The sequence below is a fragment of the Superficieibacter sp. 1612_C1 genome, from assembly GCF_015234305.1.
Lineage (GTDB): Bacteria > Pseudomonadota > Gammaproteobacteria > Enterobacterales > Enterobacteriaceae > Superficieibacter.
Map to the genome: position 1 here is coordinate 478,480 of NZ_JADGMI010000001.1, position 26,690 is coordinate 505,169.

25 protein-coding genes are annotated in these 26,690 nt (G+C 55.1%); 23 read left to right on the plus strand and 2 right to left on the minus strand.

Annotated elements, in window-relative coordinates; genetic code table 11:
* Position 1 precedes the first annotated feature (1 nt).
* A complete protein-coding gene (dtpD, locus tag INT84_RS02335) occupies positions 2 to 1,486 on the minus strand; it encodes a dipeptide permease DtpD (protein WP_194205473.1) in 1,485 nt (494 codons plus the stop codon).
* A 269-nt stretch (positions 1,487 to 1,755) separates the two neighbouring features.
* On the opposite strand from dtpD, the gene INT84_RS02340 reads away from it, so the two are divergent.
* The 5 genes from INT84_RS02340 (at position 1,756) to nei (ending at position 5,930) form a co-directional block, all read left to right on the plus strand.
* Positions 1,756 to 2,499 carry a type 2 GTP cyclohydrolase I gene (locus INT84_RS02340; protein ID WP_194206095.1) on the plus strand — a complete coding sequence of 248 codons (744 nt, stop codon included), beginning with the start codon at positions 1,756 to 1,758 and terminating at the stop codon, positions 2,497 to 2,499.
* A 15-nt stretch (positions 2,500 to 2,514) separates the two neighbouring features.
* The gene (pxpB, locus tag INT84_RS02345) at positions 2,515 to 3,171 is read left to right on the plus strand and encodes a 5-oxoprolinase subunit PxpB (protein WP_194205474.1); all 657 of its coding nucleotides are present in this window, start codon (positions 2,515 to 2,517) and stop codon (positions 3,169 to 3,171) included.
* Positions 3,165 to 4,097, plus strand: coding sequence for a 5-oxoprolinase subunit PxpC (gene pxpC / locus INT84_RS02350; RefSeq protein ID WP_194205475.1), 933 nt, complete (start codon positions 3,165 to 3,167; stop codon positions 4,095 to 4,097). Before pxpB ends, pxpC begins: the two co-directional genes overlap by 7 nt.
* 1 nt (position 4,098) lies before the next feature.
* Positions 4,099 to 4,875, plus strand: a complete 777-nt coding sequence (gene pxpA, locus INT84_RS02355) for a 5-oxoprolinase subunit PxpA (protein ID WP_194206096.1) — start codon at positions 4,099 to 4,101, stop codon at positions 4,873 to 4,875.
* Positions 4,876 to 5,138: 263 nt separating this feature from the next.
* The gene (gene nei / locus INT84_RS02360) at positions 5,139 to 5,930 is read left to right on the plus strand and encodes an endonuclease VIII (RefSeq protein WP_194205476.1); all 792 of its coding nucleotides are present in this window, start codon (positions 5,139 to 5,141) and stop codon (positions 5,928 to 5,930) included.
* 32 nt (positions 5,931 to 5,962) lie between these two features.
* On the opposite strand, the gene INT84_RS02365 is transcribed toward nei, so the two are convergent.
* Complete coding sequence (locus tag INT84_RS02365) at positions 5,963 to 7,249, minus strand: citrate synthase (RefSeq protein ID WP_194205477.1); 1,287 nt, start codon at positions 7,247 to 7,249, stop codon at positions 5,963 to 5,965.
* Positions 7,250 to 7,886: 637 nt separating this feature from the next.
* Here INT84_RS02365 and sdhC point away from each other — a divergent pair.
* The 18 genes from sdhC to pal all read left to right on the plus strand — a co-directional run bounded on the left by sdhC (position 7,887) and on the right by pal (position 26,685).
* Positions 7,887 to 8,291, plus strand: coding sequence for a succinate dehydrogenase cytochrome b556 subunit (sdhC, locus tag INT84_RS02370; protein WP_176920467.1), 405 nt, complete (start codon positions 7,887 to 7,889; stop codon positions 8,289 to 8,291).
* The gene (sdhD, locus tag INT84_RS02375) at positions 8,285 to 8,632 is read left to right on the plus strand and encodes a succinate dehydrogenase membrane anchor subunit (RefSeq protein WP_194205478.1); all 348 of its coding nucleotides are present in this window, start codon (positions 8,285 to 8,287) and stop codon (positions 8,630 to 8,632) included. The genes sdhC and sdhD overlap by 7 nt, the downstream gene beginning before the upstream one ends.
* Entirely contained in the window at positions 8,632 to 10,398 is a 1,767-nt protein-coding gene (sdhA, locus tag INT84_RS02380) for a succinate dehydrogenase flavoprotein subunit (RefSeq protein WP_176920469.1), read from the plus strand. Before sdhD ends, sdhA begins: the two co-directional genes overlap by 1 nt.
* A 15-nt stretch (positions 10,399 to 10,413) precedes the next feature.
* Positions 10,414 to 11,130: a succinate dehydrogenase iron-sulfur subunit gene (locus tag INT84_RS02385; protein WP_176920470.1), complete on the plus strand. Its 717-nt coding sequence runs from the start codon at positions 10,414 to 10,416 to the stop codon at positions 11,128 to 11,130.
* Positions 11,131 to 11,547: 417 nt separating this feature from the next.
* Positions 11,548 to 14,355 (plus strand): 2-oxoglutarate dehydrogenase E1 component, encoded by a 2,808-nt coding sequence (gene sucA, locus INT84_RS02390; protein WP_176920471.1) that lies wholly within the window; start codon positions 11,548 to 11,550, stop codon positions 14,353 to 14,355.
* A 14-nt stretch (positions 14,356 to 14,369) separates the two neighbouring features.
* Entirely contained in the window at positions 14,370 to 15,590 is a 1,221-nt protein-coding gene (gene odhB / locus INT84_RS02395) for a 2-oxoglutarate dehydrogenase complex dihydrolipoyllysine-residue succinyltransferase (protein WP_194205479.1), read from the plus strand.
* A gap of 97 nt (positions 15,591 to 15,687) precedes the next feature.
* Positions 15,688 to 16,854, plus strand: a complete 1,167-nt coding sequence (sucC, locus tag INT84_RS02400) for an ADP-forming succinate--CoA ligase subunit beta (RefSeq protein ID WP_194205480.1) — start codon at positions 15,688 to 15,690, stop codon at positions 16,852 to 16,854.
* On the plus strand, positions 16,854 to 17,723 hold the full coding sequence (gene sucD / locus INT84_RS02405) for a succinate--CoA ligase subunit alpha (protein ID WP_176920473.1): 870 nt from the start codon (positions 16,854 to 16,856) through the stop codon (positions 17,721 to 17,723). The genes sucC and sucD overlap by 1 nt, the downstream gene beginning before the upstream one ends.
* 842 nt (positions 17,724 to 18,565) lie before the next feature.
* The gene (cydA, locus tag INT84_RS02410; RefSeq protein ID WP_194205481.1) at positions 18,566 to 20,134 is read left to right on the plus strand and encodes a cytochrome ubiquinol oxidase subunit I; all 1,569 of its coding nucleotides are present in this window, start codon (positions 18,566 to 18,568) and stop codon (positions 20,132 to 20,134) included.
* A gap of 15 nt (positions 20,135 to 20,149) precedes the next feature.
* Entirely contained in the window at positions 20,150 to 21,289 is a 1,140-nt protein-coding gene (gene cydB, locus INT84_RS02415; RefSeq protein ID WP_194205482.1) for a cytochrome d ubiquinol oxidase subunit II, read from the plus strand.
* Positions 21,290 to 21,303: 14 nt separating this feature from the next.
* On the plus strand, positions 21,304 to 21,417 hold the full coding sequence (gene cydX, locus INT84_RS02420) for a cytochrome bd-I oxidase subunit CydX (protein ID WP_176920478.1): 114 nt from the start codon (positions 21,304 to 21,306) through the stop codon (positions 21,415 to 21,417).
* Entirely contained in the window at positions 21,417 to 21,710 is a 294-nt protein-coding gene (gene ybgE, locus INT84_RS02425) for a cyd operon protein YbgE (RefSeq protein ID WP_176920479.1), read from the plus strand. The genes cydX and ybgE overlap by 1 nt, the downstream gene beginning before the upstream one ends.
* Before the next feature lie 148 nt (positions 21,711 to 21,858).
* A complete protein-coding gene (gene ybgC / locus INT84_RS02430; RefSeq protein ID WP_176920480.1) occupies positions 21,859 to 22,263 on the plus strand; it encodes a tol-pal system-associated acyl-CoA thioesterase in 405 nt (134 codons plus the stop codon).
* Positions 22,260 to 22,952, plus strand: a complete 693-nt coding sequence (gene tolQ / locus INT84_RS02435; RefSeq protein ID WP_176920481.1) for a Tol-Pal system protein TolQ — start codon at positions 22,260 to 22,262, stop codon at positions 22,950 to 22,952. Before ybgC ends, tolQ begins: the two co-directional genes overlap by 4 nt.
* A 3-nt stretch (positions 22,953 to 22,955) precedes the next feature.
* The gene (tolR, locus tag INT84_RS02440) at positions 22,956 to 23,384 is read left to right on the plus strand and encodes a colicin uptake protein TolR (protein ID WP_176920482.1); all 429 of its coding nucleotides are present in this window, start codon (positions 22,956 to 22,958) and stop codon (positions 23,382 to 23,384) included.
* A gap of 63 nt (positions 23,385 to 23,447) precedes the next feature.
* A complete protein-coding gene (gene tolA / locus INT84_RS02445; RefSeq protein ID WP_194205483.1) occupies positions 23,448 to 24,701 on the plus strand; it encodes a cell envelope integrity protein TolA in 1,254 nt (417 codons plus the stop codon).
* Between the two features lie 132 nt (positions 24,702 to 24,833).
* On the plus strand, positions 24,834 to 26,126 hold the full coding sequence (gene tolB / locus INT84_RS02450; RefSeq protein WP_194206097.1) for a Tol-Pal system beta propeller repeat protein TolB: 1,293 nt from the start codon (positions 24,834 to 24,836) through the stop codon (positions 26,124 to 26,126).
* 34 nt (positions 26,127 to 26,160) lie between these two features.
* Positions 26,161 to 26,685: a peptidoglycan-associated lipoprotein Pal gene (gene pal, locus INT84_RS02455; protein ID WP_103677514.1), complete on the plus strand. Its 525-nt coding sequence runs from the start codon at positions 26,161 to 26,163 to the stop codon at positions 26,683 to 26,685.
* The last annotated feature ends 5 nt before the right edge of the window (positions 26,686 to 26,690 follow it).

The window sequence follows — 26,690 nt, forward strand, 5'->3', positions numbered from 1 at the left end:
ATCAGCTTTCGGCCACCGCCATCCGCTGATTCCGTACCTTTATGGCCTGGTACAGCCAGATGAGCAATACACATCCCACGCAGGCCAGCGCGCCCCAGGTGATTTCACTAAACACATCAATATACGCATTAATGGAATAGTTAATCGCCCCGGAGGCATCGAACGCGCCCTGCGAGGTCCGGTCAGCGATGACGCCTGCCAGATAGTTGGCAATCGCGCCGGAGAGCAGCATATAGATGCCGGTCAGCACGCCAGTGACGCCAGGGATTTCAATGCGGGTGATTTGCGACATCGCCACCGGGTCAATGAACAACTCGGCGAAGCCCATCACCGCCAGACCGAGGACCATTAACGGCATGGAGGAGTGACCGTAGGTGGCCGACCAGCGGGCGCTGAGGGTCAGAATGCAGAACCCGGCGCTCATCAGGCCGAGGCCCAGCGCAAATTTACCCCAAATTCGCACGGTGCGATTGCCGCTGACGCTCTCTTTCACCAGCCACGCCAGCACCACGCCGCACAGCATGACGGCAAAGGCATTCACCGACTGGAACATGGCGGTCGGGACGTCATAACCGAAAATGCCACGGTCGACAAAACGGTCGATATAGAGGCTAATCGAACTGCCGCCCTGCTGAGCAAAGGCCCAGAACAACAGGCTAAACAGCGTCAGAGTGACAATGAGTCCCAGCTCTTTACGCTGCTTCTGCGTTTGCGCCTGACGATAAATTTTCACCAGAACGGCAAAGCCTATCAGGGTCGCGGCGATCAGCGCATAGACTGACCACGCTTTCCAGAACAAAACGGTGATCCCGAGCGGGGCGACGACTAGCAGCACCAGCAGCCAGCTCCAGTTAGGCAGAACGAAGGTTCTGGCGCGCAGCGCCGCATGGTTCACCCCGGCGGTATGGGCAAAATGGCGATTGCCGCACAGGAAGATAATCAACCCGGCCAGCATACCGATGGCCGCCAGCGCGAATCCCATTGCCCAGCTGTACTCTTCCTGCACGTAACCACAGGCGATAGGGGCAACAATGGAGCCGACGTTGCCCGCCGCGTACAGCAGAGAAAACCCGCCGTCGCGACGCGGATCCTGCGGTTCATACAGTTCACCCAACAGGCAGCTAATATTCGACTTAAACAACCCGTAGCCGCAGACGATAATCGCCAGCGAAAGATAGAGGAACGTTGGCGCAACTTCGCTGGCACCGAGCACCAGATGCCCGATAGCCATCAGACACGCGCCAATCATCACCGCCATCCGGTTGCCCAGAATTTTATCGGCCAGATAACCGCCGAGGATCGGCGTGACGTAGACCAGAGAGCAGTAAGCGCTAAACAGTTCGTAAGCGTGATTGTCGTCGTACTTGAGCTGGTTGGTGAGATACAGGATCAGCAGCGCGCGCATGCCGTAAAAACTGAAGTATTCCCAAATTTGCAGTGCGACCACATAGTAAATGGCGCGTGGCTGTGAAGCTTTTTTGTTCATGATATTCCCGGTCTAAATCCTACGCAGGGCAGAAGCCCGAGGCGTAACTGCTTACAGTGATGTAGATCTAATAATCTATGCAATATGCTGTTTGGTTGCATAAATATACATGAAGCGTGGCGGATAACGGTAAGCAATTTGAGTCTTTATGCACGATGATCCGCAAGATTATGCGAGGTATCATTAAGGCGAATAATTGGCTGTCGACGAGGACGCGTGGGGACGCTATGGTAGTTCTGTAAATGGCACAAGGGGTAAGTCAAACAATGATGAAAAACACCGAACTGGAACAGCTGATCAACGAGAAACTGAACAGTATCACCTTCAGCGACTATGGTCCGAATGGCCTCCAGGTTGAAGGCAAAGAGACGGTGCAGAAGATCGTCACGGGCGTCACCGCCAGCCAGGCGCTGCTTGATGAAGCCGTGCGCCAGCAGGCTGACGCGGTGATTGTGCATCATGGTTATTTCTGGAAGAACGAGTCGCCGGTCATTCGCGGTATGAAGCGCAACCGCCTGAAAACGCTGCTGCAAAACGATATCAACCTCTATGGCTGGCACCTGCCGCTGGATGCGCATCCGGAACTGGGCAACAACGTTCAGCTTGCCGCGCTGCTGGGGATCACGGTGAAGGGCGAAATCGAACCGCTGCTGCCGTGGGGTGAACTCTCTATGCCGGTGCCGGGGCTGGAACTGGCCTCGTGGATTGAAGCTCGTCTGGGGCGTAAACCGCTGTGGTGCGGCGATACCGGACCGGACCTGGTGCAACGCGTGGCATGGTGTACCGGCGGCGGTCAGGGATTTATTGATAACGCGGCGCGCTTCGGTGTGGATGCTTTTATTACCGGCGAGGTCTCCGAACAAACCATCCATTCCGCGCGTGAGCAGGGGCTGCATTTTTACGCGGCCGGGCATCACGCAACCGAACGCGGCGGTATTCGCGCCCTGAGCGAATGGCTGACTGAAAATACCGATCTGGATGTCACCTTTATCGATATCCCGAACCCAGCGTAAAAAAGAGGAAAAAAAGTGCAGCGAGCGCGTTGTTACCTGTCAGGAGAAACCGCCGTGGTGCTGGAGCTGGAACCTCCCGTCACCCTGGCGAGCCAGAAGCGGATTTGGCGTTTAACACAACGAGTCGCCGAAATGCCGAACGTGGTGGAAGCCATTCCCGGAATGAACAATATTACCGTTGTGCTGCGCGATCCACAGTCGCTGGCGCTGGATGCGCTTGAGCGTTTGCAGCGCTGGTGGGAGGAGAGTGAGGCGCTGGAGCCGGACTCCCGCGCCATTGAAATTCCGGTGGTCTACGGCGGCGCGCAAGGGCCCGATCTGGAGGAGGTCGCCCGCCACAGCGGATTAACGCCGCGGCAGGTGGTGGAACTTCACGCCTCGGTGGATTATGTGGTCTGGTTTTTGGGCTTCCAGCCGGGCTTTCCCTATCTTGGCGGCCTGCCGGAGCAGCTTATTACGCCGCGTCGGGCTGAGCCTCGTCTGCTGGTTCCCGCGGGCTCGGTCGGCATTGGCGGCGCGCAGACCGGGATTTATCCGCTCCCCACGCCGGGAGGCTGGCAGCTTATTGGGACGACGCCGCTGGCGCTGTTCGATCCTGCCAAAAGCGAACCCGTATTGCTGCGTCCCGGCGACAGCGTGCGCTTTATTCCACAGACGGAGGGCGTATGCTGAATATAATTCGCGCCGGTATGATGACGACGGTGCAGGACGGCGGTCGGGTAGGGCAGCGTCAGTCCGGCATCAGTCAGTGCGGCGCGCTGGATCTTCCGGCGTTGCGTACAGCTAATTTACTGGTCGGTAACGATAAAGATGCGGCAGCACTGGAAATTGTCCTCGGCCAGTTTTCCGTTGAGTTTTCACAGGATGGCTGGTTTGCGCTGACCGGCGCGGGCTGTGATGCCACCCTTGATGGCGCTCAGGTGTGGACCGGCTGGCGGCAGCATGCCCGCGCAGGGCAGCGTCTGACGCTGAAGACGCCCCGTCACGGCGTGCGTAGCTATCTGGCGATTGCCGGTGGCATCGATGTGCCGCAGGTGATGGGATCGCGCAGTACCGATCTTAAACTGGGCATTGGGGGCCTTGACGGCCGGTTATTACAGGATGGCGACTGTCTTGCCGTCCATGTTCCGACGCGTGATTTCAGCGGGCCGCACGGTATCAAACAGCTTTTATGGAGCAACCGACTGCGGGCGCTGCCGGGGCCAGAATATAATGAGTTTGATGCGGCGTCGCAGGCCGCGTTCTGGCGCTTGCCGTGGCGTCTGAGTCCGCAAAGCGATCGCATGGGGTATCGGCTACAGGGGCAGATCCTCAGACGTACTACCGATCGCGAGTTGCTTTCCCACGGTCTGCTGCCGGGCGTCGTTCAGGTGCCGCATAACGGGCAACCGATCGTATTGATGAACGACGCGCAGACCACGGGCGGCTATCCACGGATTGCCTGTGTGATCGAGGCGGACATGTACCATCTGGCGCAAATTCCGCTCGGGCAGCCGATTCATTTCGTTCCCTGCACGCTGGAAGAGGCGCTTAAAGCGCGCAGCGATCAGCATCGCTATATCGAACAGCTTGAATGGCGGTTGAATGATGATCAGTGAAATGCCGGGAGCTTCTGGTAAAAGCCTTTCTGGTGCAGGAGGATCTATCGATCTTAACGCCGATGTGGGAGAGGGCTGCGCCAGCGATGCCGCGCTCTTTTCTCTGATCTCCTCAGCCAACATTGCCTGCGGCTTTCATGCGGGCGATGCGCTGACCATGCAGTTTTGCGTGCGGGAAGCACGTAAAAATGGCGTGGCCATCGGGGCGCATCCAGGATTTGCCGACCGGGAAAATTTTGGCCGCACCGCGATGCAACTGCCGCCGGAGACGATTTTCGCCCAGACCCTGTACCAGATTGGTGCGCTGGCCGCCATTGCCCGTGCCGAGGGCGGGGTCATGCGTCACGTTAAACCGCACGGTATGCTCTATAATCAGGCCGCACGCGATCCGCAGATGGCGGATGCCGTTGCCCGGGCCGTTCATGCCTGCGATCCGCAGCTTATTCTGGTGGGTCTGGCGGGAAGCGAGCTGATCCATGCCGGGCAGCGTTATGGTCTGGCGACCCGGCAGGAAGTATTTGCCGATCGACGATATCAGCGCGACGGCAGCCTTGTCCCCCGCACTCAGGCGGGCGCGCTGATTGAGGATGAAGAACAGGCGCTGACGCAGACGCTGGCGATGATCCAGCAGGGTCGGGTAATGAGCATGGAGGGGGTATGGGTGCCGGTTGAGGCGCAAACGGTATGTCTCCACGGCGACGGTGAACAGGCGCTGGCGTTTGCCCGCCGTTTGCGGGCCGCATTTGCAGCGCAGGGGATCAGGGTTAGCGCGGAATAACGTTTTGCGCGGATAGGGTGTCCGGTCTATGCATCATGCACGCCGCGTCTGGGCTATTGCGAGAAATGCCAGCCGCATTCTGGCTACCTGCCGGATGACGGCTGTGCCTTATCCGGCCTGGATTCAGAGTACAAACCGCGGTGGTAACGCCGCCATTCGTAGCCGTTCGTAGGCCCGGTAAGCGCAGCGCCACCGGGCATTTAACCCCCGATGGCCGGAGAATCGCTTTACCTCTCAGAGCCACTATACGTTCAGGAGAAATCATGCCAGAAGGACCGGAAATTCGCCGTGCTGCCGACAATCTGGAAAAGGCGATCAAAGGTAAACCCCTGACCGAAGCCTGGTTTGCCTTCCCCCACCTACAGCGTTTCGCCGCCGATCTGACAGGCGAACGGGTAGACGCCATTGAAACGCGCGGCAAAGCATTGCTTACCCACTTTTCTAATGGCCTGACGCTCTATAGCCACAATCAGCTGTACGGCGTCTGGCGCGTCGTTAACGCAGATGAACATCCGCAATCCACCCGCATCCTGCGGGTCAGATTACAAACGCAGGATAAAGCGATTTTGCTCTACAGCGCGTCGGATATCGAAATGCTGACGGCAGACCAGCTGGCGCAGCATCCTTTTTTACTGCGCGTCGGGCCGGATGTGCTGGATATGACGCTAACCGCTGAAAGGGTAAAAGAGCGCTTGCTGTCGACGCGTTTTCGCCGTCGCCAGTTCTCCGGACTGCTGCTCGATCAGGCGTTTCTGGCCGGGTTGGGCAACTATCTGCGCGTGGAGATCCTCTGGCATACGGGGCTTGCGCCCAGCCACAAAGCGGCCGACCTGACACAGACGCAACTGGATGCCCTGGCCGACGCGCTGCTGGCGGTTCCGCGGCTTTCTTATACCACCCGGGGCAAGGTCGACGAAAAACGCCACCACGGTGCGCTGTTCAGCTTTAAGGTCTTCCATCGGGCGGGGAAAAAATGCGAACGCTGCGGAGGGATTATTGAGAAGACCACGCTGTCGTCGCGGCCTTTTTACTGGTGCCCTGGCTGCCAGCATTAAAAAGCCCTCTCCAGAAGGAGAGGGCATGTCGACTAGCGTTTTTCCACGTCGGATTTAAAATCGCGCTGATCGTAGCCGGTATACAACTGACGCGGACGAGCGATCTTAATGCCGTCGTCGTGCATCTCGTTCCAGTGGGCGATCCAGCCCACGGTACGCGCCATCGCAAAGATAACGGTAAACATGGATGATGGAATGCCCATCGCTTTCAGGATGATGCCAGAGTAGAAGTCAACGTTCGGATAGAGTTTACGCTCGATGAAGTACGGATCGTTGAGCGCGATATTCTCCAGCTCCATCGCCACTTCCAGCAGGTCGTCTTTGGTGCCCAGCTCTTTGAGCACTTCATGACAGGTTTCACGCATCACGGTGGCGCGCGGATCGTAATTCTTGTACACGCGGTGGCCGAAGCCCATCAGACGGAACGAATCGTTCTTATCTTTGGCGCGGCGCAGGAATTCCGGAATGTGTTTAACCGAGCTGATCTCTTCGAGCATTTTCAGCGCCGCTTCGTTGGCACCGCCGTGCGCCGGTCCCCACAGCGAGGCGATGCCCGCCGCGATACAGGCAAACGGATTCGCGCCGCTGGAGCCTGCGGTACGCACGGTAGAGGTTGAGGCGTTCTGCTCGTGATCCGCATGCAGGATCAGGATACGGTCCATCGCGCGTTCCAGTACCGGATTCACCTCGTAAGGTTCGCACGGCGTGGAGAACATCATATTCAGGAAGTTACCGGCGTAGGAGAGGTCGTTACGCGGATAGACAAACGGCTGGCCGATAGAATATTTGTAACACATCGCGGCGACGGTCGGCATTTTGGACAGCAGGCGGAACGCGGCGATTTCACGATGGCGTGAATTGTTAACATCCAGTGAATCATGATAGAACGCCGCCAGTGCGCCGGTCACGCCGCACAGCACCGCCATCGGGTGAGAGTCGCGACGGAAACCGTGGAACAGACGGGTGATCTGCTCGTGGATCATGGTATGGCGGGTGACGATAGTCTGGAATTCTTCATACTGCTCCTGAGTCGGTTTCTCGCCGTACAGCAGGATGTAACACACTTCCAGATAGTTGGACCCGGTGGCCAGTTGGTCAATCGGGAAGCCGCGATGCAGCAGGATGCCTTCGTCACCGTCGATAAAGGTGATTTTGGATTCGCAGGATGCGGTAGAGGTGAAACCAGGATCGAAGGTGAATACGCCTTTTGATCCAAGACTACGGATATCGATTACATCCTGACCCAGCGTGCCTTTTAGCACGTCCAGTTCAACAGCAGTATCACCGTTTAGAGTGAGGTTTGCTTTTTTATCAGCCATTTACGGTCTCCTTAGCGCCTTATGCTTAAGACTGCCGCCAGCCGGATTTACCTTCAGCCTGAAGTTTAACGTGACCAGTTTGTTATGTGGCTTACGGCTCTGCTTATAGAGGAAAAACCAGGGTACAGAGCGATGGGCGCTGGCAGGTACGCGTCAAAACTACACTGAAACAACGGCAAATCAGGGTGTTGCAATCCGAATAATTCAAACCTGTATATCACTAATACCTGTACTGATTACTGCGGTCAATATCATCTCACTGTTACATAACTTATTCGCAGGTGAAAGAGTGACCCCATAACTTTTACGCATTATATGACTTTTCGGCTTACGTTTGTAACAATAATGTTTAATATTTGTCAAATCAGATGATTAAATTTTAAAATAATGTTGTTATCGTGATGCGGATCACTGTTCGGCATAAAACCCGACAAACTATATGTAGGTTAATTGTAATGATTTTGTGAACATCCTATACTGCCGCCAGGTCTCCGGAATATCCTGCACTCCCGAGCCACCCAGCGTAAGCCCGCGTCATTTGAACTGGTATCACCCGTTTTTATCCATGACGTGAGGTTATAGAAAGGACGCTGTCTGACCCGCACGCAGACCGGAGGAAGGGAACAATAAGAACAGCATGTGGGCGTTATTCATGATAAAAAATGTCAAAAAACAAAGACCTGTTAACCTGGATCTGACAACGATCCAGTTTCCTGTAACGGCTATAGCGTCCATTCTCCACCGCGCGTCCGGCGTGATCACGTTCGTGGCGGTTGGGTTGCTGTTGTGGCTGTTGGGCACCAGTCTCTCCTCGCCTGAAGGCTTTCTCACCGCATCGTCCATCATGGATAGCTTTTTCGCTAAATTCATTATGTGGGGCATTCTTACCGCGCTGGCGTATCACGCTGTCGGTGGGATCCGTCACATGCTGATGGATGTCGGTTATCTGGAAGAAACCTTTGCCGCAGGGCAGCGTACCGCCTGGCTTGCTTTTGTTATTACTGTCGTGCTTTCAATTCTCGCAGGAGTCCTCGTATGGTAAGCAACGCCTCAGCATTAGGACGCAATGGCGTACATGACTTCATTCTGGTTCGCGCTACGGCCATCATTCTGACTTTGTACATTATTTACATGGTCGGTTTCTTTGCCCTCACCAGCGACGTTACCTGGGAAGTCTGGTCTGGTTTCTTTGCTTCCGCTTTCACCAAAGTGTTCACCCTGCTGGCTCTGTTTTCAGTCTTGATCCATGCCTGGATTGGCATGTGGCAGGTGTTGACCGACTACGTTAAATCACTGGCGCTGCGTCTGACGCTGCAACTGCTTATTGTTATTGCGCTGGTGGCTTACGTTATTTATGGATTCGTTGTGGTGTGGGGTGTGTAATGAAACTGCCAGTCAGAGAATTTGATGCTGTAGTTATTGGTGCCGGTGGCGCGGGTATGCGCGCGGCGCTGCAAATTTCCCAGAGCGGCCAGACCTGTGCGCTGCTCTCTAAAGTTTTTCCAACCCGATCGCACACCGTATCGGCGCAGGGCGGGATCACCGTGGCGCTGGGCAATACCCATGAAGATAACTGGGAATGGCATATGTACGACACCGTCAAAGGGTCGGACTATATCGGTGACCAGGACGCGATTGAATATATGTGTAAAACCGGGCCGGAAGCGATTCTGGAACTGGAGCACATGGGCCTGCCTTTCTCACGTCTGGACGACGGTAAGATTTATCAGCGTCCGTTCGGCGGCCAGTCAAAGAACTTCGGCGGCGAGCAGGCAGCTCGTACCGCGGCGGCGGCGGACCGTACCGGCCATGCGCTGCTGCACACGCTCTATCAGCAGAACCTGAAAAACAAAACCACCATTTTCTCCGAGTGGTACGCGCTGGATTTGGTAAAAAATGAAGACGGTGCCGTAGTCGGCTGTACCGCACTGTGTATCGAAACCGGCGAAGTGGTGTACTTCAAAGCGAAGGCCACCGTACTGGCGACCGGCGGCGCGGGCCGTATTTATCAATCCACCACCAATGCGCACATCAATACCGGCGACGGCGTAGGCATGGCCCTGCGTGCAGGCGTCCCGGTGCAGGATATGGAAATGTGGCAGTTCCACCCGACCGGCATCGCTGGCGCGGGCGTACTGGTGACCGAAGGCTGCCGTGGTGAAGGTGGCTATCTGCTGAACAAACACGGCGAGCGCTTTATGGAGCGTTATGCACCGAATGCGAAAGATCTGGCGGGGCGCGATGTGGTAGCGCGTTCTATCATGATCGAAATCCGTGAAGGCCGCGGCTGCGAAGGTCCGTGGGGGCCGCATGCTAAACTGAAACTGGATCACCTTGGCAAAGAGGTTCTCGAATCTCGCCTGCCGGGTATTCTTGAACTGTCGCGCACCTTTGCGCACGTTGACCCGGTCAAAGAACCGATTCCGGTGATCCCGACCTGCCACTATATGATGGGCGGTATTCCGACCAAAGTCACCGGTCAGGCGCTGACCGTGAACGAGCAGGGTGAAGACGTGGTGATCCCGGGGCTGTTCGCGGTCGGCGAAATCGCCTGCGTCTCGGTCCACGGTGCTAACCGTCTCGGCGGTAACTCGCTGCTGGATCTGGTGGTATTTGGCCGCGCCGCAGGGCTGCATCTGCTGGAGTCCATCGCCGAGCAGGGCGAGCTGCGCGATGCCAGCGAAGAGGATATTGAAAAATCGCTGGAACGTCTTAACCGCTGGAACAACAACCGCGACGGTGAAGATCCGGTGGTCATCCGTAAAGCCTTGCAGGAATGTATGCAGCATAACTTCTCGGTATTCCGCGAAGGGGATGCGATGGCGAAAGGGCTGGAGCAGCTTAAGCAGATCCGCGAGCGGCTGAAAAACGCCCGTCTGGACGATACCTCCAGCGAGTTCAACACCCAGCGCGTTGAGTGCCTGGAGCTGGATAACCTGATGGAAACGGCGTATGCGACGGCTGTTTCCGCTAATTTCCGCACCGAAAGCCGTGGCGCACATAGCCGCTTCGACTATCCGGATCGTGATGATGCAAACTGGCTGTGTCATAGCCTGTATCTGCCGCAATCGGAATCCATGACGCGCCGAAGCGTCAATATGGAGCCGAAACTGCGCCCGGCGTTCCCGCCGAAGATTCGTACTTATTAATGCGGAGACAGGAAGATGAAATTCGAATTCTCGATTTATCGCTATAACCCGGATGTTGACGACGCTCCGCGCATGCAGGATTACACCCTGGAAGGCGAAGAGGGTCGCGACATGATGCTGCTCGACGCGCTGATGCTGATCAAAGAGCAGGACCCCAGCCTGTCGTTCCGCCGCTCCTGCCGCGAAGGCGTCTGTGGTTCGGACGGTCTGAATATGAACGGCAAAAACGGCCTGGCCTGCATCACGCCGCTGTCAGCGCTGGGTAACGGCAAGAAGAAAATTGTTATCCGCCCACTGCCAGGATTACCGGTGATCCGCGATTTGGTGGTGGACATGGGACAATTCTATGCACAATATGAGAAGATTAAGCCTTACTTGTTGAATAATGGGCAAAATCCACCCGCTCGCGAGCATCTCCAGATGCCTGAACAGCGGGAAAAACTCGACGGACTGTATGAGTGTATTCTCTGTGCCTGTTGTTCTACGTCCTGCCCGTCATTCTGGTGGAACCCGGACAAGTTCATCGGCCCGGCAGGTCTTCTGGCGGCATATCGCTTCCTGATCGACAGCCGCGACACGGAAACCGATAACCGTCTTGAAGGATTAAGCGATGCTTTCAGTGTATTCCGCTGCCATAGCATCATGAACTGCGTCAGTGTATGTCCGAAAGGGCTGAACCCGACGCGCGCTATCGGGCACATTAAGTCGATGTTGTTACAACGCAGCGCCTGAGCCATTAATGCCGGATGGCGCTACGCTTATCCGGCCTACAAGTGGTGGAATAGTAACGTAGGCCCGGTAAGCGAAGCGCCACCGGGCAACAGAGCACGGAGCGTTACATGCCGGATGGCGACGCAAGCGTCTTATTCGGCCTACAAATGGTGGAATAGTAATCCAGGCCCGGTAAGCGCAGCGCCACCGGGCAACGCAGGAAAAGTGCAGGAAACCTTTAAAAACTGCCGGATGGACTTTCTCCTTTCATAAAGGAAACGAGGCAGAACCAGGGGGAAACCCTCGGACAGTTTTTAAAGGTTCCTTCGCGGGCCAGTGTAGACAAGAGCTCGCAAGTGAACCCTGGGACGTGCGCCTTGCCGCGTACGTTGTAGTTATCCACGGCGAAGTAAGCATATAGATGCTTAAGGGATCACGATGCAGAACGGCGCAATGAAAGCCTGGCTGGACTCTTCTTACCTCTCTGGTGCTAATCAGAGCTGGATAGAACAGCTCTATGAAGACTTCTTAACCGATCCTGACTCTGTCGACGTCAAATGGCGTTCGATGTTCCAGCAGTTACCTGGCACCGGAGTTAAACCGGATCAATTCCATTCCAAAACGCGTGATTACTTCCGCCGCCTGGCGAAGGATGCCTCACGTTACACCGCGTCAGTGTCCGATCCTGATACCAATGTGAAGCAGGTTAAAGTCCTGCAACTGATCAACGCCTACCGTTTCCGTGGCCACCAGCATGCGAATCTCGATCCGCTTGGGCTGTGGAAGCAGGAGCGCGTGGCGGATCTTGACCCCTCGTACCATGATTTAACCGAAGCCGATTTCCAGGAAACCTTTAACGTAGGGTCTTTTGCCATCGGCAAAGACACCATGAAACTTGGCGATCTGATCGACGCCCTGAAACAAACCTACTGCGGTTCCATCGGCGCAGAATATATGCACATCACCTCCACGGAAGAGAAGCGCTGGATCCAGCAGCGTATTGAATCGGTGGCAGGCCACGCCAGCTTTAGCGTCGAAGAGAAAAAACGCTTCCTCAGCGAGCTGACGGCGGCAGAAGGGCTGGAGCGTTACCTTGGCGCGAAATTCCCCGGCGCGAAACGCTTCTCGCTGGAAGGCGGCGACGCGCTGATCCCGATGCTCAAAGAGATGATCCGCCACGCCGGTAAAAGCGGCACCCGTGAAGTGGTGCTGGGTATGGCGCACCGTGGTCGTCTGAACGTGCTGATCAACGTGCTGGGCAAACAGTCGCAGGATCTGTTTGACGAGTTTGCCGGTAAACATAAAGAACATCTCGGTACCGGCGACGTGAAGTACCATCAGGGCTTCTCGTCTGATATCGAAACTGAAGGCGGACTGGTTCACCTGGCGCTGGCGTTTAACCCGTCGCACCTCGAAATCGTCAGCCCGGTGGTGATGGGATCGGTACGCGCGCGTCTGGATCGTCTGGACGAACCGAGCAGCAATAAAGTGCTGCCCATCACCATTCACGGCGACGCCGCGGTGACCGGACAGGGCGTGGTTCAGGAAACCCTGAACATGTCGAAAGCCCGCGGCTATGAAGTCGGCGGCACCGTGCGCATCGTCATTAATAACCAGGTCGGGTTTACCACCTCTAATCCGCTGGATGCGCGCTCCACGCCGTACTGTACTGACATTGGTAAAATGGTGCAGTCGCCGATTTTCCACGTCAACGCGGACGACCCGGAAGCGGTGGCCTTCGTGACCCGCGTGGCGCTGGAATTCCGTAATACCTTTAAACGCGATGTGTTCATCGATCTGGTCTGCTACCGCCGTCACGGCCATAACGAAGCCGATGAGCCGAGCGCTACCCAGCCGCTGATGTATCAGAAAATCAAAAAGCACCCGACGCCGCGTAAAATCTACGCTGACCGTCTGGAGCAGGATCGGGTTGCCACTCTGGAAGACGCTACCGAGCTGGTGAATCTTTACCGCGACGCGCTGGACGCCGGCGAGTGCGTGGTTAAAGAGTTCCGTCCGATGAATATGCACTCCTTTACCTGGTCGCCGTATCTTAACCACGAATGGGACGAAAGCTACCCGAACAAGGTAGAGATGAAGCGCGTGCAGGAACTGGCGAAGCGCATCAGTACCGTGCCGGACGCGATTGAAATGCAGTCGCGCGTGGCGAAAATCTATGCCGATCGTCAGGCGATGGCCGCCGGTGAAAAACTGTTTGACTGGGGCGGCGCGGAAAACCTCGCTTACGCCACGCTGGTTGACGAAGGCGTTGCGGTGCGTATTTCCGGGGAAGACTCCGGTCGCGGCACCTTCTTCCACCGTCACGCGGTGGTCCATAACCAGGCCAATGGCTCAAATTACACCCCGCTGCAACACATTCACAATGCGCAGGGGCAGTTCAGAGTCTGGGACTCCGTGCTCTCTGAAGAGGCGGTACTGGCTTTTGAATACGGTTACGCTACCGCCGAACCGCGCACGCTGACCATCTGGGAAGCGCAGTTTGGCGACTTCGCCAACGGCGCGCAGGTGGTAATTGACCAGTTCATCTCCTCCGGCGAGCAGAAGTGGGGCCGGATGTGTGGGCTGGTCATGCTGCTGCCGCACGGCTACGAAGGGCAGGGCCCGGAGCACTCCTCCGCGCGTCTGGAACGTTATCTGCAACTCTGCGCTGAGCAGAACATGCAGGTTTGCGTACCGTCCACCCCGGCGCAGGTTTACCATATGCTGCGTCGTCAGGCGCTGCGCGGTATGCGCCGTCCGCTGATCGTGATGTCGCCGAAATCGCTGCTGCGTCACCCGCTGGCGGTTTCAACCCTTGACGAACTGGCGAACGGCACCTTTATGCCCGCCATTGGCGAGGTGGATGAACTGGATCCGCAGGCGGTGAAACGCGTGGTCATGTGTTCCGGCAAGGTATACTACGATCTGCTGGAGCAGCGCCGTAAAAACGATCAAAAAGATGTCGCCATCGTGCGCATCGAACAGCTCTATCCATTCCCGCATCAGGCGATGCAGGAAGCGCTGAAGCCATACGCCCACGTACATGATTTTGTCTGGTGCCAGGAAGAGCCGCTTAACCAGGGCGCATGGTATTGCAGCCAGCATCATTTCCGTGAAGTGGTTCCCTTTGGGGCATCCCTGCGTTATGCAGGTCGCCCGGCCTCTGCCTCACCGGCGGTAGGATATATGTCCGTTCACCAGAAGCAGCAGCAAGATCTGGTCAATGACGCGCTGAACGTCGATTAATTAAAGGATAAATAATGAGTAGCGTAGATATTCTTGTTCCCGACCTGCCTGAATCCGTTGCGGATGCGACCGTCGCCACCTGGCACAAAAAACCAGGCGATGCGGTAAAACGCGATGAAGTTCTGGTAGAAATCGAAACTGACAAAGTGGTACTGGAAGTACCGGCGTCGGCGGACGGCATTCTTGATGCCTTACTGGAAGATGAAGGGGCTACCGTTACCTCTCGTCAGATCCTGGGCCGCCTGCGCGAAGGCAACAGTTCTGGTAAAGAGACCAGCGAGAAATCCGAAGCGAAAGAATCGACCCCGGCCCAGCGTCAGCAGGCGTCGCTGGAAGAACAGAACAACGATGCGCTCAGCCCGGCGATCCGTCGCCTGCTGGCTGAGCATAATCTTGACGCCAGCGCCATCAAAGGCACCGGCGTGGGCGGACGCCTTACCCGTGAAGATGTGGACAAACATCTTAACAACGCCCCGGCAAAAGCAGAACAGAAAGCGCCTGAAGCTGCTCCACAGGCGGCACCGCAGCTGGGCAACCGCTCTGAAAAACGCGTGCCGATGACCCGCCTGCGTAAGCGCGTGGCCGAGCGTCTGCTGGAAGCGAAAAACTCCACCGCGATGCTGACCACCTTCAACGAAGTGAACATGAAGCCGATTATGGATCTGCGCAAGCAGTACGGCGACGCCTTCGAGAAACGTCACGGCATCCGTCTGGGCTTTATGTCCTTCTACGTGAAAGCGGTGGTGGAAGCGCTGAAACGCTACCCGGAAGTTAACGCCTCTATCGACGGCGACGACGTGGTGTATCACAACTACTTCGACGTCAGCATGGCAGTCTCCACGCCGCGCGGTCTGGTTACGCCGGTGCTGCGCGACGTTGACGCGCTGGGCATGGCTGATATCGAAAAACGCATTAAAGAGCTGGCGGTGAAAGGGCGCGACGGCAAACTGACGGTAGAAGATCTGACCGGCGGTAACTTCACCATTACCAACGGCGGCGTTTTCGGCTCCCTGATGTCCACGCCGATCATCAACCCGCCGCAGAGCGCAATCCTCGGCATGCACGCCATTAAAGATCGTCCGATGGCGGTTGCCGGTAAAGTGGAAATCCTGCCGATGATGTACCTGGCGCTCTCTTACGATCACCGTCTGATTGATGGCCGTGAGTCGGTAGGCTTCCTGGTGGCGATTAAAGAGCTGCTGGAAGACCCGACCCGTCTGCTGCTGGACGTGTAGTTATTAAGAATATCACCTGCCTGTAGGCCGGATAAGCGTAGCGCCATCCGGCATTCAGGCACAATGATAACGATTCTCTGAAGGATGGACAGAAGACATGAACTTACATGAATACCAGGCAAAACAACTCTTTGCCCGCTATGGTTTGCCTGCGCCAGTAGGTTATGCCTGTAACACGCCGCGCGAAGCTGAAGAAGCGGCCTCAAAAATCGGCGCTGGCCCGTGGGTGGTAAAATGCCAGGTTCACGCTGGCGGTCGCGGTAAAGCGGGCGGCGTGAAAGTGGTTAAAAGCAAAGAAGAGATCCGCGCCTTTGCCGAGCACTGGCTGGGCAAACGCCTGGTGACCTATCAGACAGATGCGAACGGCCAGCCGGTCAACCAGATCCTGGTCGAAGCGGCGACCGACATTGATAAAGAACTGTACCTCGGCGCGGTCGTTGACCGTAGCTCCCGCCGCGTGGTCTTTATGGCCTCCACCGAAGGCGGCGTGGAAATTGAAAAAGTGGCGGAAGAAACCCCGCATCTGATCCACAAAGTCGCGCTCGATCCGCTGGCGGGCCCGATGCCGTATCAGGGCCGCGAACTGGCGTTCAAACTGGGTCTGGAAGGCAAGCAGGTTCAGCAGTTCACCAAAATTTTTATGGGCCTGGCGACCATTTTCCTTGAGCGCGACCTGGCGCTGATAGAAATCAACCCGCTGGTGATCACCAAACAGGGCGACCTGATCTGCCTCGACGGCAAACTGGGTGCGGACGGCAACGCGCTGTTCCGCCAGCCGGATCTGCGCGAAATGCGCGATCACTCACAGGAAGATGCCCGTGAGTCTCAGGCGGCGCAGTGGGAACTGAACTACGTGGCGCTGGATGGCAACATCGGCTGTATGGTCAACGGCGCAGGTCTGGCGATGGGCACCATGGACATCGTTAAGCTGCACGGCGGCGAACCTGCTAACTTCCTTGACGTGGGCGGCGGCGCGACCAAAGAGCGCGTGACCGAAGCGTTCAAAATTATCCTCTCTGACGATAACGTCAAAGCGGTGCTGGTTAATATCTTCGGCGGCATCGTACGCTGCGATCTGATCGCTGACGGCATTATTGGCGCGGTGGAAGAAGTTGGCGTGAATGTGCCGGTGGTGGTGCGTCTGGAAGGTAACAATGCTGAACTGGGTGCGAAACGCCTGGCGGACAGCGGCCTGAATATTATTGCAGCGAAGAGTCTGACGGATGCAGCCCAGCAGGTCGTTGGCGCAATGGAGGGGAAATAATGTCAGTTTTAATCGATAAAAACACCAAAGTGATCTGCCAGGGTTTCACAGGAAGCCAGGGAACATTCCACTCCGAACAGGCGATTGCCTACGGTACGCAGATGGTCGGCGGCGTAACGCCGGGCAAAGGCGGCACTGAACACCTCGGTCTGCCGGTATTCAATACCGTGCGTGAAGCGGTAGAAGCCACCGGCGCGACCGCCTCGGTGATCTACGTTCCGGCACCGTTCTGCAAAGACTCTATCCTTGAAGCCATCGATGCGGGCATCAAACTGATCATCACCATCACCGAAGGTATCCCGACGCTGGATATGCTGACCGTGAAAGTGAAACTGGACGAAGCGGGCGTGCGCATGATTGGGCCGAACTGTCCGGGCGTGATCACCCCTGGCGAATGTAAAATCGGCATTATGCCGGGCCACATTCACCAGCCGGGTAAAGTGGGTATCGTTTCCCGTTCCGGTACCCTGACCTATGAAGCGGTTAAGCAGACCACCGATTACGGTTTCGGCCAGTCCACCTGCGTGGGCATCGGCGGCGACCCGATCCCCGGTTCTAACTTCATCGATATTCTGAAGCTGTTCCAGGAAGATCCGCAGACCGAAGCGATCGTCATGATCGGCGAGATCGGCGGCAGCGCGGAAGAAGAAGCGGCGGCTTATATCAAGGATCATGTGACCAAGCCGGTGGTTGGCTACATCGCTGGCGTGACCGCACCTAAAGGGAAACGTATGGGCCATGCGGGGGCGATCATCGCGGGCGGCAAAGGTACGGCGGATGAAAAATTCGCTGCGCTGGAAGCGGCGGGTGTGAAAACCGTGCGTAGCCTGGCAGATATCGGCGAAGCGCTGAAATCCATCATTAAATAAAATCGCTGCTCCCCGCCAGAGGGAGCGTGTTTTCGACATGGTTGGCCGCTGAAAAGCGGCCTTTTTTATTGGTGGCGAATGACATGATCGTCGCTTAAACGTATCAAGCCGGGGCTGCGGAAGGGGACGTTCACCTGCGGGCAATACCCTCGTGCACATTCTCAAAAAAGGGAAACTGACGCCAGCGGGAACTGATTTCATTATTCAGGGTTATAATCAATCAGGGGTGTTAATTTTTAGGTTCATGCGGTAAATGAAATGTAATAATTATCGGCACTCTTCCTGCTCCCGGGGAAATAATGCGATCTGGCTAACAATATCGTTGGCCTCGGAATGAGAATAACGCTTTATTTATTAAATATCTTTTCCTCCCCGCTCTAATTATCCAATAATTGATAACCAGCAACGTCATTTAAAGATCATGCTGTTAACATAAACTTTACGATATGCTTTACTTGCAAACATCATTAACAAAAAACATTAATATTGATTTATATCAAAAAGTAATCCTTTGATAAAATCACCGAAAAGAGCTAAATTGTTGCAGATCAAACAAGCCCTATAATCGTAAAATGGGCAGATATTGATCGGCATCGAAAATCGTAAAATTACTCGATAAAAACCTGTTTATTGTAAGGGTTTTACAGCGTAGTATATTTGCGGGATCAATTTGAGTTTTTTATTAACGTATTTGTAACTTTTCGAGCGGCCTGGCATAACGATTTGAAAAAATCCGCCTTCTGCGGCAGAAAAGTCACAGATAATTTGTATTGGGGCATGCGTGTGATCCTGTTTGATGGGGTTCACTCTCGGAGTCTTCATGCGATGAGCAAGGAGTCATAATGTTAGATATAGTCGAACTGTCGCGCTTACAGTTTGCCTTGACTGCGATGTACCACTTTCTGTTTGTGCCGCTGACGCTGGGTATGGCGTTCCTGCTGGCCATTATGGAAACGGTTTATGTCCTTTCCGGCAAACAGATTTATAAAGATATGACCAAATTCTGGGGCAAGTTGTTTGGTATCAACTTTGCACTGGGTGTGGCAACCGGTCTGACTATGGAGTTCCAGTTCGGGACAAACTGGTCTTACTACTCTCACTACGTCGGCGATATCTTCGGTGCGCCGCTGGCCATTGAAGGGCTGATGGCCTTCTTCCTTGAGTCCACCTTTGTCGGTCTGTTTTTCTTCGGCTGGGATCGCCTGAGCAAAGTTCAGCACATGGCAGTCACCTGGCTGGTGGCGCTCGGCTCTAACCTCTCTGCGCTGTGGATCCTCGTCGCTAACGGCTGGATGCAGAACCCTATCGCATCGGATTTCAACTTCGAAACCATGCGTATGGAAATGGTCAGCTTCTCCGAGCTGGTGCTTAACCCTGTCGCGCAGGTGAAATTCGTCCACACCGTTGCCTCTGGCTACGTCTGCGGCGCGATGTTCATTCTCGGTATCAGCGCTTACTACCTGCTGCGCGGTCGTGACATTGCGTTTGCTAAACGTTCTTTTGCTATCGCGGCCAGCTTCGGTATGGCGGCGGTGCTCTCTGTTATCGTCCTGGGTGATGAATCCGGCTACGAAATGGGCGACGTGCAGAAGACGAAACTTGCTGCTATCGAAGCTGAATGGGAAACCCAGCCGGCACCAGCGTCCTTTACGCTGTTCGGTATTCCCGATCAAGATTCGCAGGAAAACCATTTCGCCATTCAAATTCCTTACGCGCTGGGCATTATCGCCACCCGCTCTGTCGACACGCCGGTTATCGGCCTGAAAGATCTGATGGTGCAGCATGAAGAGCGTATTCGTAACGGGATGCGTGCGTATCACCTGCTGGAAGAACTGCGTGCTGGCTCTACCGATCAGGGTGTGCGTGAGCAGTTTAATAACGTGAAGAAAGATCTGGGATATGGTCTGCTGCTCAAGCGCTATACCGAGAACGTAACTGACGCGACCGAAGCGCAAATCCAGCAGGCAACGAAGGATTCTATCCCTCGCGTGGCACCGCTGTACTTCGCGTTCCGTATCATGGTGGCCTGTGGCGTGCTGATGCTGCTGATCATCGCCGCGTCGTTCTGGAGCGTGATCCGCAACCGTATCGGGCAAAAACGCTGGCTGCTGCGCACCGCGTTCTATGCCATTCCGCTGCCGTGGATCGCTATCGAATCCGGCTGGTTTGTCGCTGAATACGGTCGTCAGCCGTGGGCTATCGGTGAAGTTCTGCCGACCGCCGTGGCGAACTCATCACTAACTCCGGGCGATCTGATCTTCTCTATGCTGTTAATTTGCGGCCTGTACACACTGTTCCTGGTGGCAGAGTTGTTCCTGATGTTCAAATTTGCACGCCTTGGCCCGAGCAGCCTGAAGACCGGTCGTTATCACTACGAACAGTCCACCGTCGCTTCCCAGCCGGCACGCTAAGACAGGAGTCGTCAAATGATCGATTATGAAGTATTGCGTTTTATCTGGTGGCTGTTGATTGGCGTTCTGCTGATTGGTTTTGCAGTCACCGACGGCTTCGACATGGGGGTGGGCATGCTCACCCGTATCCTCGGTCGTAATGACACCGAGCGTCGAATCATGATTAACTCCATCGCCCCGCACTGGGACGGTAACCAGGTATGGCTGATCACCGCCGGTGGCGCGCTGTTTGCTGCCTGGCCGATGGTCTATGCCGCTGCATTTTCCGGCTTCTATGTGGCGATGATCCTGGTGCTGGCCTCTCTGTTCTTCCGTCCGGTAGGCTTTGACTACCGTTCGAAGATCGAAGTGTCGCGCTGGCGCAACATGTGGGACTGGGGCATTTTCATCGGTAGCTTCGTGCCGCCGCTGGTGATTGGCGTGGCGTTCGGCAACTTGTTGCAGGGCGTACCGTTCAACGTCGATGAATATATGCGTCTCTACTACACCGGAAACTTCTTCCAGTTGCTGAATCCGTTTGGCCTGCTGGCGGGCGTGGTTAGCGTGGGGATGATCATTACTCAGGGTGCAACCTATCTGCAAATGCGTACCGTCGGCGAACTGCATCTGCGCACTCGCGCGACCGCGCAAATTGCCGCGCTGGTTACGCTGGTCTGCTTTGCGCTGGCAGGCGTCTGGGTGATGTACGGTATTGATGGTTATGTGGTGACGTCCGCAGTCGATCATCACGCTGCCTCCAACCCGCTGAGCAAAGAAGTGGTGCGTCAGGCTGGCGCATGGCTGGTTAACTTCAATAATATGCCAGCCCTGTGGCTCATTCCTGCGCTGGGCGTAGTTCTGCCGCTGCTGACCATCCTGCTGTCACGTCTGGGAAGAGGGGCGCTGGCGTTTGTCGTCTCGTCATTAACCCTGGCCTGTATCATTCTGACGGCTGGTATCGCGATGTTCCCGTTCGTGATGCCGTCCAGCACGATGATGAATGCGAGCCTGACAATGTGGGATGCGACCTCCAGTCAGATGACGTTGAACCTGATGACCTTTGTTGCGCTGGTGTTCGTGCCGATCATTCTGCTCTACACCGCATGGTGTTACTGGAAAATGTTCGGTCGTATCACCAAAGAACATATCGAAAGCAACACTCACTCTATGTACTAAGTAAGGAGCACATTATGTGGTATTTCGCATGGATCCTCGGAACGCTTCTTGCCTGTGCATTCGGCGTGATCACCGCCCTGGCGCTGGAACACGTTGAAGCGTCGAAAGCGGGTGAAGAAAGACTCTGATGGTAAAAATTATCGCGACGCTGTATGCGGTAATGGATAAGCGCCCGCTACGGGCGCTTTCTTTGATCATGGCATTAGTGCTGGCAGGCTGTATGTTCTGGGATCCGACCCGCTTTGCGGCGAAGACCAGTGAACTCGCCATCTGGCACGGCTTAGTATTAATGTGGGCAGTCTGCGCGGGCGTGATTCACGGCGTGGGGTTTCGTCCGCGAGCCGTTGTCTGGCAGGGCGTTTTTTGCCCACTACTCGCTGATTTTGTCCTGATTACCGGCTTGATTTTTTTCTTTAATTGAGCAAGCACACATCTTTACGTTTATGGGCTTGCAAAAGCCCATAAATTTTTACTCTACGTTTACGTCAACCCATTCCAAACCACCTTTCCCGCGCGTATAGTAGCGAAGTTTGAAAGCGCTAACCTTTTTTGCGTTACTGGGATGTAAAGTGAATACAACGCTGTTTCGATGGCCGGTACGTGTCTACTATGAAGATACTGACGCCGGTGGTGTGGTTTACCACGCCAGCTACGTGGCTTTTTATGAAAGAGCTCGCACGGAGATGCTGCGCCACCATCACTTTAGCCAGCAGGTACTGTTGGCTGAGCGAGTTGCCTTTGTGGTGCGTAAAATGACTATTGATTATTTTGCGCCCGCCAGACTCGATGACATGCTCGACGTTCAAACGGAAATAACATCGATGCGTGGTACCTCGCTGGTGTTCACGCAGCGTATCGTCAATGCAGAGAACACGATCCTGAACGCAGCTGAAGTTCTTATCGTCTGTGTTGATCCACTCATAATGAAGCCTCGTGCGCTTCCCAAGTCTATTGTCGCGGAGTTTAAGCAGTGACTGACATGAATATCCTTGATTTGTTCCTGAAGGCTGGCCTTCTGGTGAAACTAATCATGCTGATTTTGATGGGTTTTTCAATCGCATCATGGGCCATCATCATCCAGCGAACTCGTATTCTCCGTGCTGCCACGCGTGAAGCGGAAGCATTTGAAGACAAATTCTGGTCGGGCATCGAGCTGTCTCGTCTCTACCAGGAGAGCCAGGGCCGTCGCGATAGCCTTGCCGGGTCCGAACAAATTTTTTACAGCGGCTTTAAAGAGTTTGCCCGTCTGCACCGTGCCAACAACCATGCACCCGAAGCGGTGGTGGAAGGGGCGTCGCGGGCGATGCGTATTTCAATGAACCGCGAGCTGGAAACGCTGGAAACGCACATTCCTTTCCTGGGTACGGTCGGTTCCATCAGCCCATATATCGGCCTGTTCGGCACGGTATGGGGGATCATGCACGCCTTTATCGGCCTCGGCGCGGTAAAACAGGCAACCCTGCAAATGGTTGCGCCGGGTATCGCAGAAGCGTTGATCGCTACGGCAATCGGTCTGTTTGCCGCCATCCCGGCGGTCATGGCCTATAACCGTCTGAACCAGCGTGTTAACAAGCTTGAACTTAACTACGACAACTTTATGGAAGAGTTCACCGCCATTCTGCACCGTCAGGCGTTTACCAGCAGCGAGAGCACTAAGGGGTAAATCATGGCTAAAGCACGTGGAAGAGGTCGCCGCGAACTGAAGTCTGAGATCAACATCGTACCGTTACTGGACGTGTTACTGGTACTGGTGCTGATTTTTATGGCAACGGCACCGATCATTACTCAGAGTGTTGAAGTCGATCTCCCGGATGCGACAGAAACGCAGGCGGTCAGTTCGAATGACGAACCCCCTGTGATCGTTGAAGTTTCCGGCATCGGACAGTACAGCGTCAACGTGGGGCAGGATAAGCAATCTCAGTTGCCGCCGGAGCAGGTGATCGCGGAAGCACAGCGCCGCCTGACTGCGAATCCGAAAGCGGTCTTCTTAATTGGTGGCGCGAAAGACGTGCCATATGATGAAATTATTAAAGCGCTGAACCTGCTACATACTGCGGGTGTGAAATCGGTTGGTTTGATGACGCAGCCTATTTGATCATCTGCACACTCCTGACGTTAATACGACGGGTAGCGGGCAAACTGTTTTTGGGAACCGAGAGTGTCAAAGGCAACCGAACAAAACGACAAGCTTAAACGGGCGATCATCATCTCGGTCGTACTGCATATCATTTTGATTGCGGTACTGATCTGGGGATCGTTCGACGAGCATATTGAAGCTTCTGCGGGTGGGGGAGGTGGCTCCTCTATCGACGCCGTGATGGTCGATTCCGGCGCGGTTGTTGAGCAATATAACCGTACTAAATCACAGGATGCGAGCGCTAAGCGTGCTGCGGAGCAGCGGAAAAAGCAGGAGCAGCAGCAGGAAGAAGAGCTGCGTCAACAGCAGGCGGCAAAACAGGAAGAGCTGAAAAAGCTGGAGAAAGATCGTCTGGCCGCCCAGGAAAAAGCACGGGAGCAGGCAGAAGAGCAGAAGCAGGCAGAAGCCAGGGCGCAACAAGCGAAAGAGCAGCAGAAGCAGGCTGAGGAAGCTGCGGCGAAAGCCGAAGCTATCGCAAAAGCGAAAGCCGATGCTCAGGCGAAAGAAGCGGCCGAAGCTGCCAAAAAAGCCGCTGCGGACGCGAAGAAGCAGGCCGAAGCTGAAGCGACCAAAGCCGCAGCCGATGCGAAGAAGCAGGCTGATGCTGCAAAAGCCGCGGCCGATGCGCAGAAGAAAGCGGAAGCTGACGCGGCTAAAAAAGCCGCTGCTGAGAAAGCGGCCGCTGAGAAGAAAGCGGCGGATAAGGCGGCTGCCGACAAAGCTGCCGCAGATAAAAAAGCGGCTGCCGCTAAAGCTGCGGCGGATAAGAAAGCCGCCGACAAGGCTGCGGCGGATAAAGCTGCGGCGGATAAAGCTGCGGCCGATAAAAAAGCCGCGGCTGCGAAAGCGGCTGCCGATAAGAAAGCAGCGGCAAAAGCGGCCGCCGACAAAGCCGCCGCTGAAGCAGACGATCTCTTTGGCGATCTCAGTTCCGGTAAGAATGCACCGAAATCGGGTAATCCTTCCTCGCAAGGACAGGGTAATAATAAAGCAAATGGCCCTACTCAAGGCGAAATTAATGATTACGGTTCGCAAGTTCAGGCAGCAATTAAGAATTACCTGCATGACTGGAGCAGTTATCAGGGTAAAGTCTGTACCTTGCGTATCCGGCTGGCAAGAGATGGGACGCTGCTTGATGCTAAGATAGAAGATGGAGATCCAGCATTTTGTCAGGCTATGCTTGCAGCCACCAATCGAATGTCGAAATTCCCTAAACCTCCGAGTGACGGGATTTATGAGACTTTCAAAAATGCGCCAATGGATTTTAAACCTTAAGCTATTTCTTCCTATGCAAACAGGGAAAAATAGACCAGGTTTAGTCGCAGGGTGAAAGTAGTTTTGTCCATTTTAGTTTGTTAACATTCTGCTAAATTATCGTGGGCTTTCCGCCTGGATAAGGGAGATATGATGAAGCAGGCATTACGAGTAGCATTTGGTTTTCTGATGCTGTGGGCAGCTGTGCTGCACGCGGAAGTACGTATTGAGATCACCCAGGGGGTGGACTCAGCACGCCCGATTGGCGTTGTGCCATTCCAGTGGGCGGGGCCGGGTGCCGCGCCTGAAGACATTGGCGGCATTGTCGGTGCGGACCTGCGTAACAGCGGGAAATTTAACCCGTTAGATCGCGCCAAGCTGCCACAGCAGCCGGGCACGGCGCAGGAAGTTCAGCCAGCGGCATGGTCGGCGCTGGGCATTGATGCCGTCGTTGTCGGTAAGGTTTCACCTAATCCTGACGGTAGCTACAGCGTATCTTATCAGCTCGTCGATACCGGCGCGGCTGCGGGTAGCGTGCTGGCGCAAAACACCTACAAAGTGAACAAGCAGTGGCTGCGTTATGCAGGCCACACCGCCAGCGACGAAGTATTTGAAAAGCTGACCGGTATCAAGGGCGCATTCCGTACTCGTATTGCTTACGTAGTGCAGACCAACGGCGGTCAGTTCCCGTATGAACTGCGCGTCTCTGACTACGATGGTTACAATCAGTTTGTGGTTCACCGTTCGCCGCAGCCGCTGATGTCTCCGGCCTGGTCTCCGAAAGGCGATAAACTGGCTTACGTTACCTTCGAAAGCGGTCGTTCCGCGCTGGTTATTCAGACGCTGGCTAACGGCGCTGTGCGTCAGGTCGCTTCCTTCCCGCGTCATAACGGTGCGCCGGCATTCTCACCGGATGGTAGCAAACTGGCTTTCGCTCTGTCGAAAACCGGTAGTCTGAATCTGTACGTGATGGATATCGGTTCTGGCCAGATCCGCCAGGTCACCGATGGTCGCAGCAATAACACTGAACCGACCTGGTTCCCGGACAGTCAGAACCTGGCATTCACCTCTGACCAGGCGGGTCGTCCGCAGGTTTACAAAGTGAACGTTAACGGCGGCGCGGCTCAGCGTATTAGCTGGCAGGGTTCACAAAACCAGGATGCTGATGTAAGCACCGATGGTAAATTTATGGTAATGGTAAGCTCCGATGGTGGGCAGCAACACATTGCCAAACAAGATCTGGTAGCGGGTGGCGTACAGGTTCTGTCGTCAACGTTCCTGGACGAAACGCCAAGTCTGGCACCTAACGGCACTATGGTAATCTACAGCTCTTCTCAGGGGATGGGATCTGTGCTGAATCTGGTTTCAACAGATGGGCGTTTCAAAGCGCGTCTTCCGGCAACTGATGGTCAGGTTAAATTCCCTGCCTGGTCGCCGTATCTGTGATAATAATTAATTGATTACTAAAGGAATTAAAGAAATGCAACTGAACAAAGTGCTGAAGGGCCTGATGATTGCCCTGCCTGTTATGGCAATCGCAGCGTGTTCGTCCAACAAAAATGCCAGCAATGACGGTAGCGAAGGCGGCATGCTGAACGGTGCCGGCACTGGTATGGATGCTAACGGCAGCGGTAATGCCTCTTCTGAAGAGCAAGCTCGTCTGCAAATGCAACAGCTGCAACAGAACAATATCGTTTACTTCGATCTGGACAAGTACGATATCCGTTCTGACTTCGCTGCAATGCTGGACGCGCACGCTAACTTCCTGCGTAGCAACCCGTCTTACAAAGTCACCGTAGAAGGTCATGCGGACGAACGTGGTACTCCTGAGTACAACATCTCCCTGGGTGAACGTCGTGCTAACGCCGTTAAAATGTACCTACAGGGTAAAGGCGTTTCTGCTGATCAGATCTCCATCGTTTCTTACGGTAAAGAAAAACCCGCAGTACTGGGTCACGACGAATCGGCCTATGCCAAAAACCGTCGTGCCGTACTGGTTTACTAAGAGAA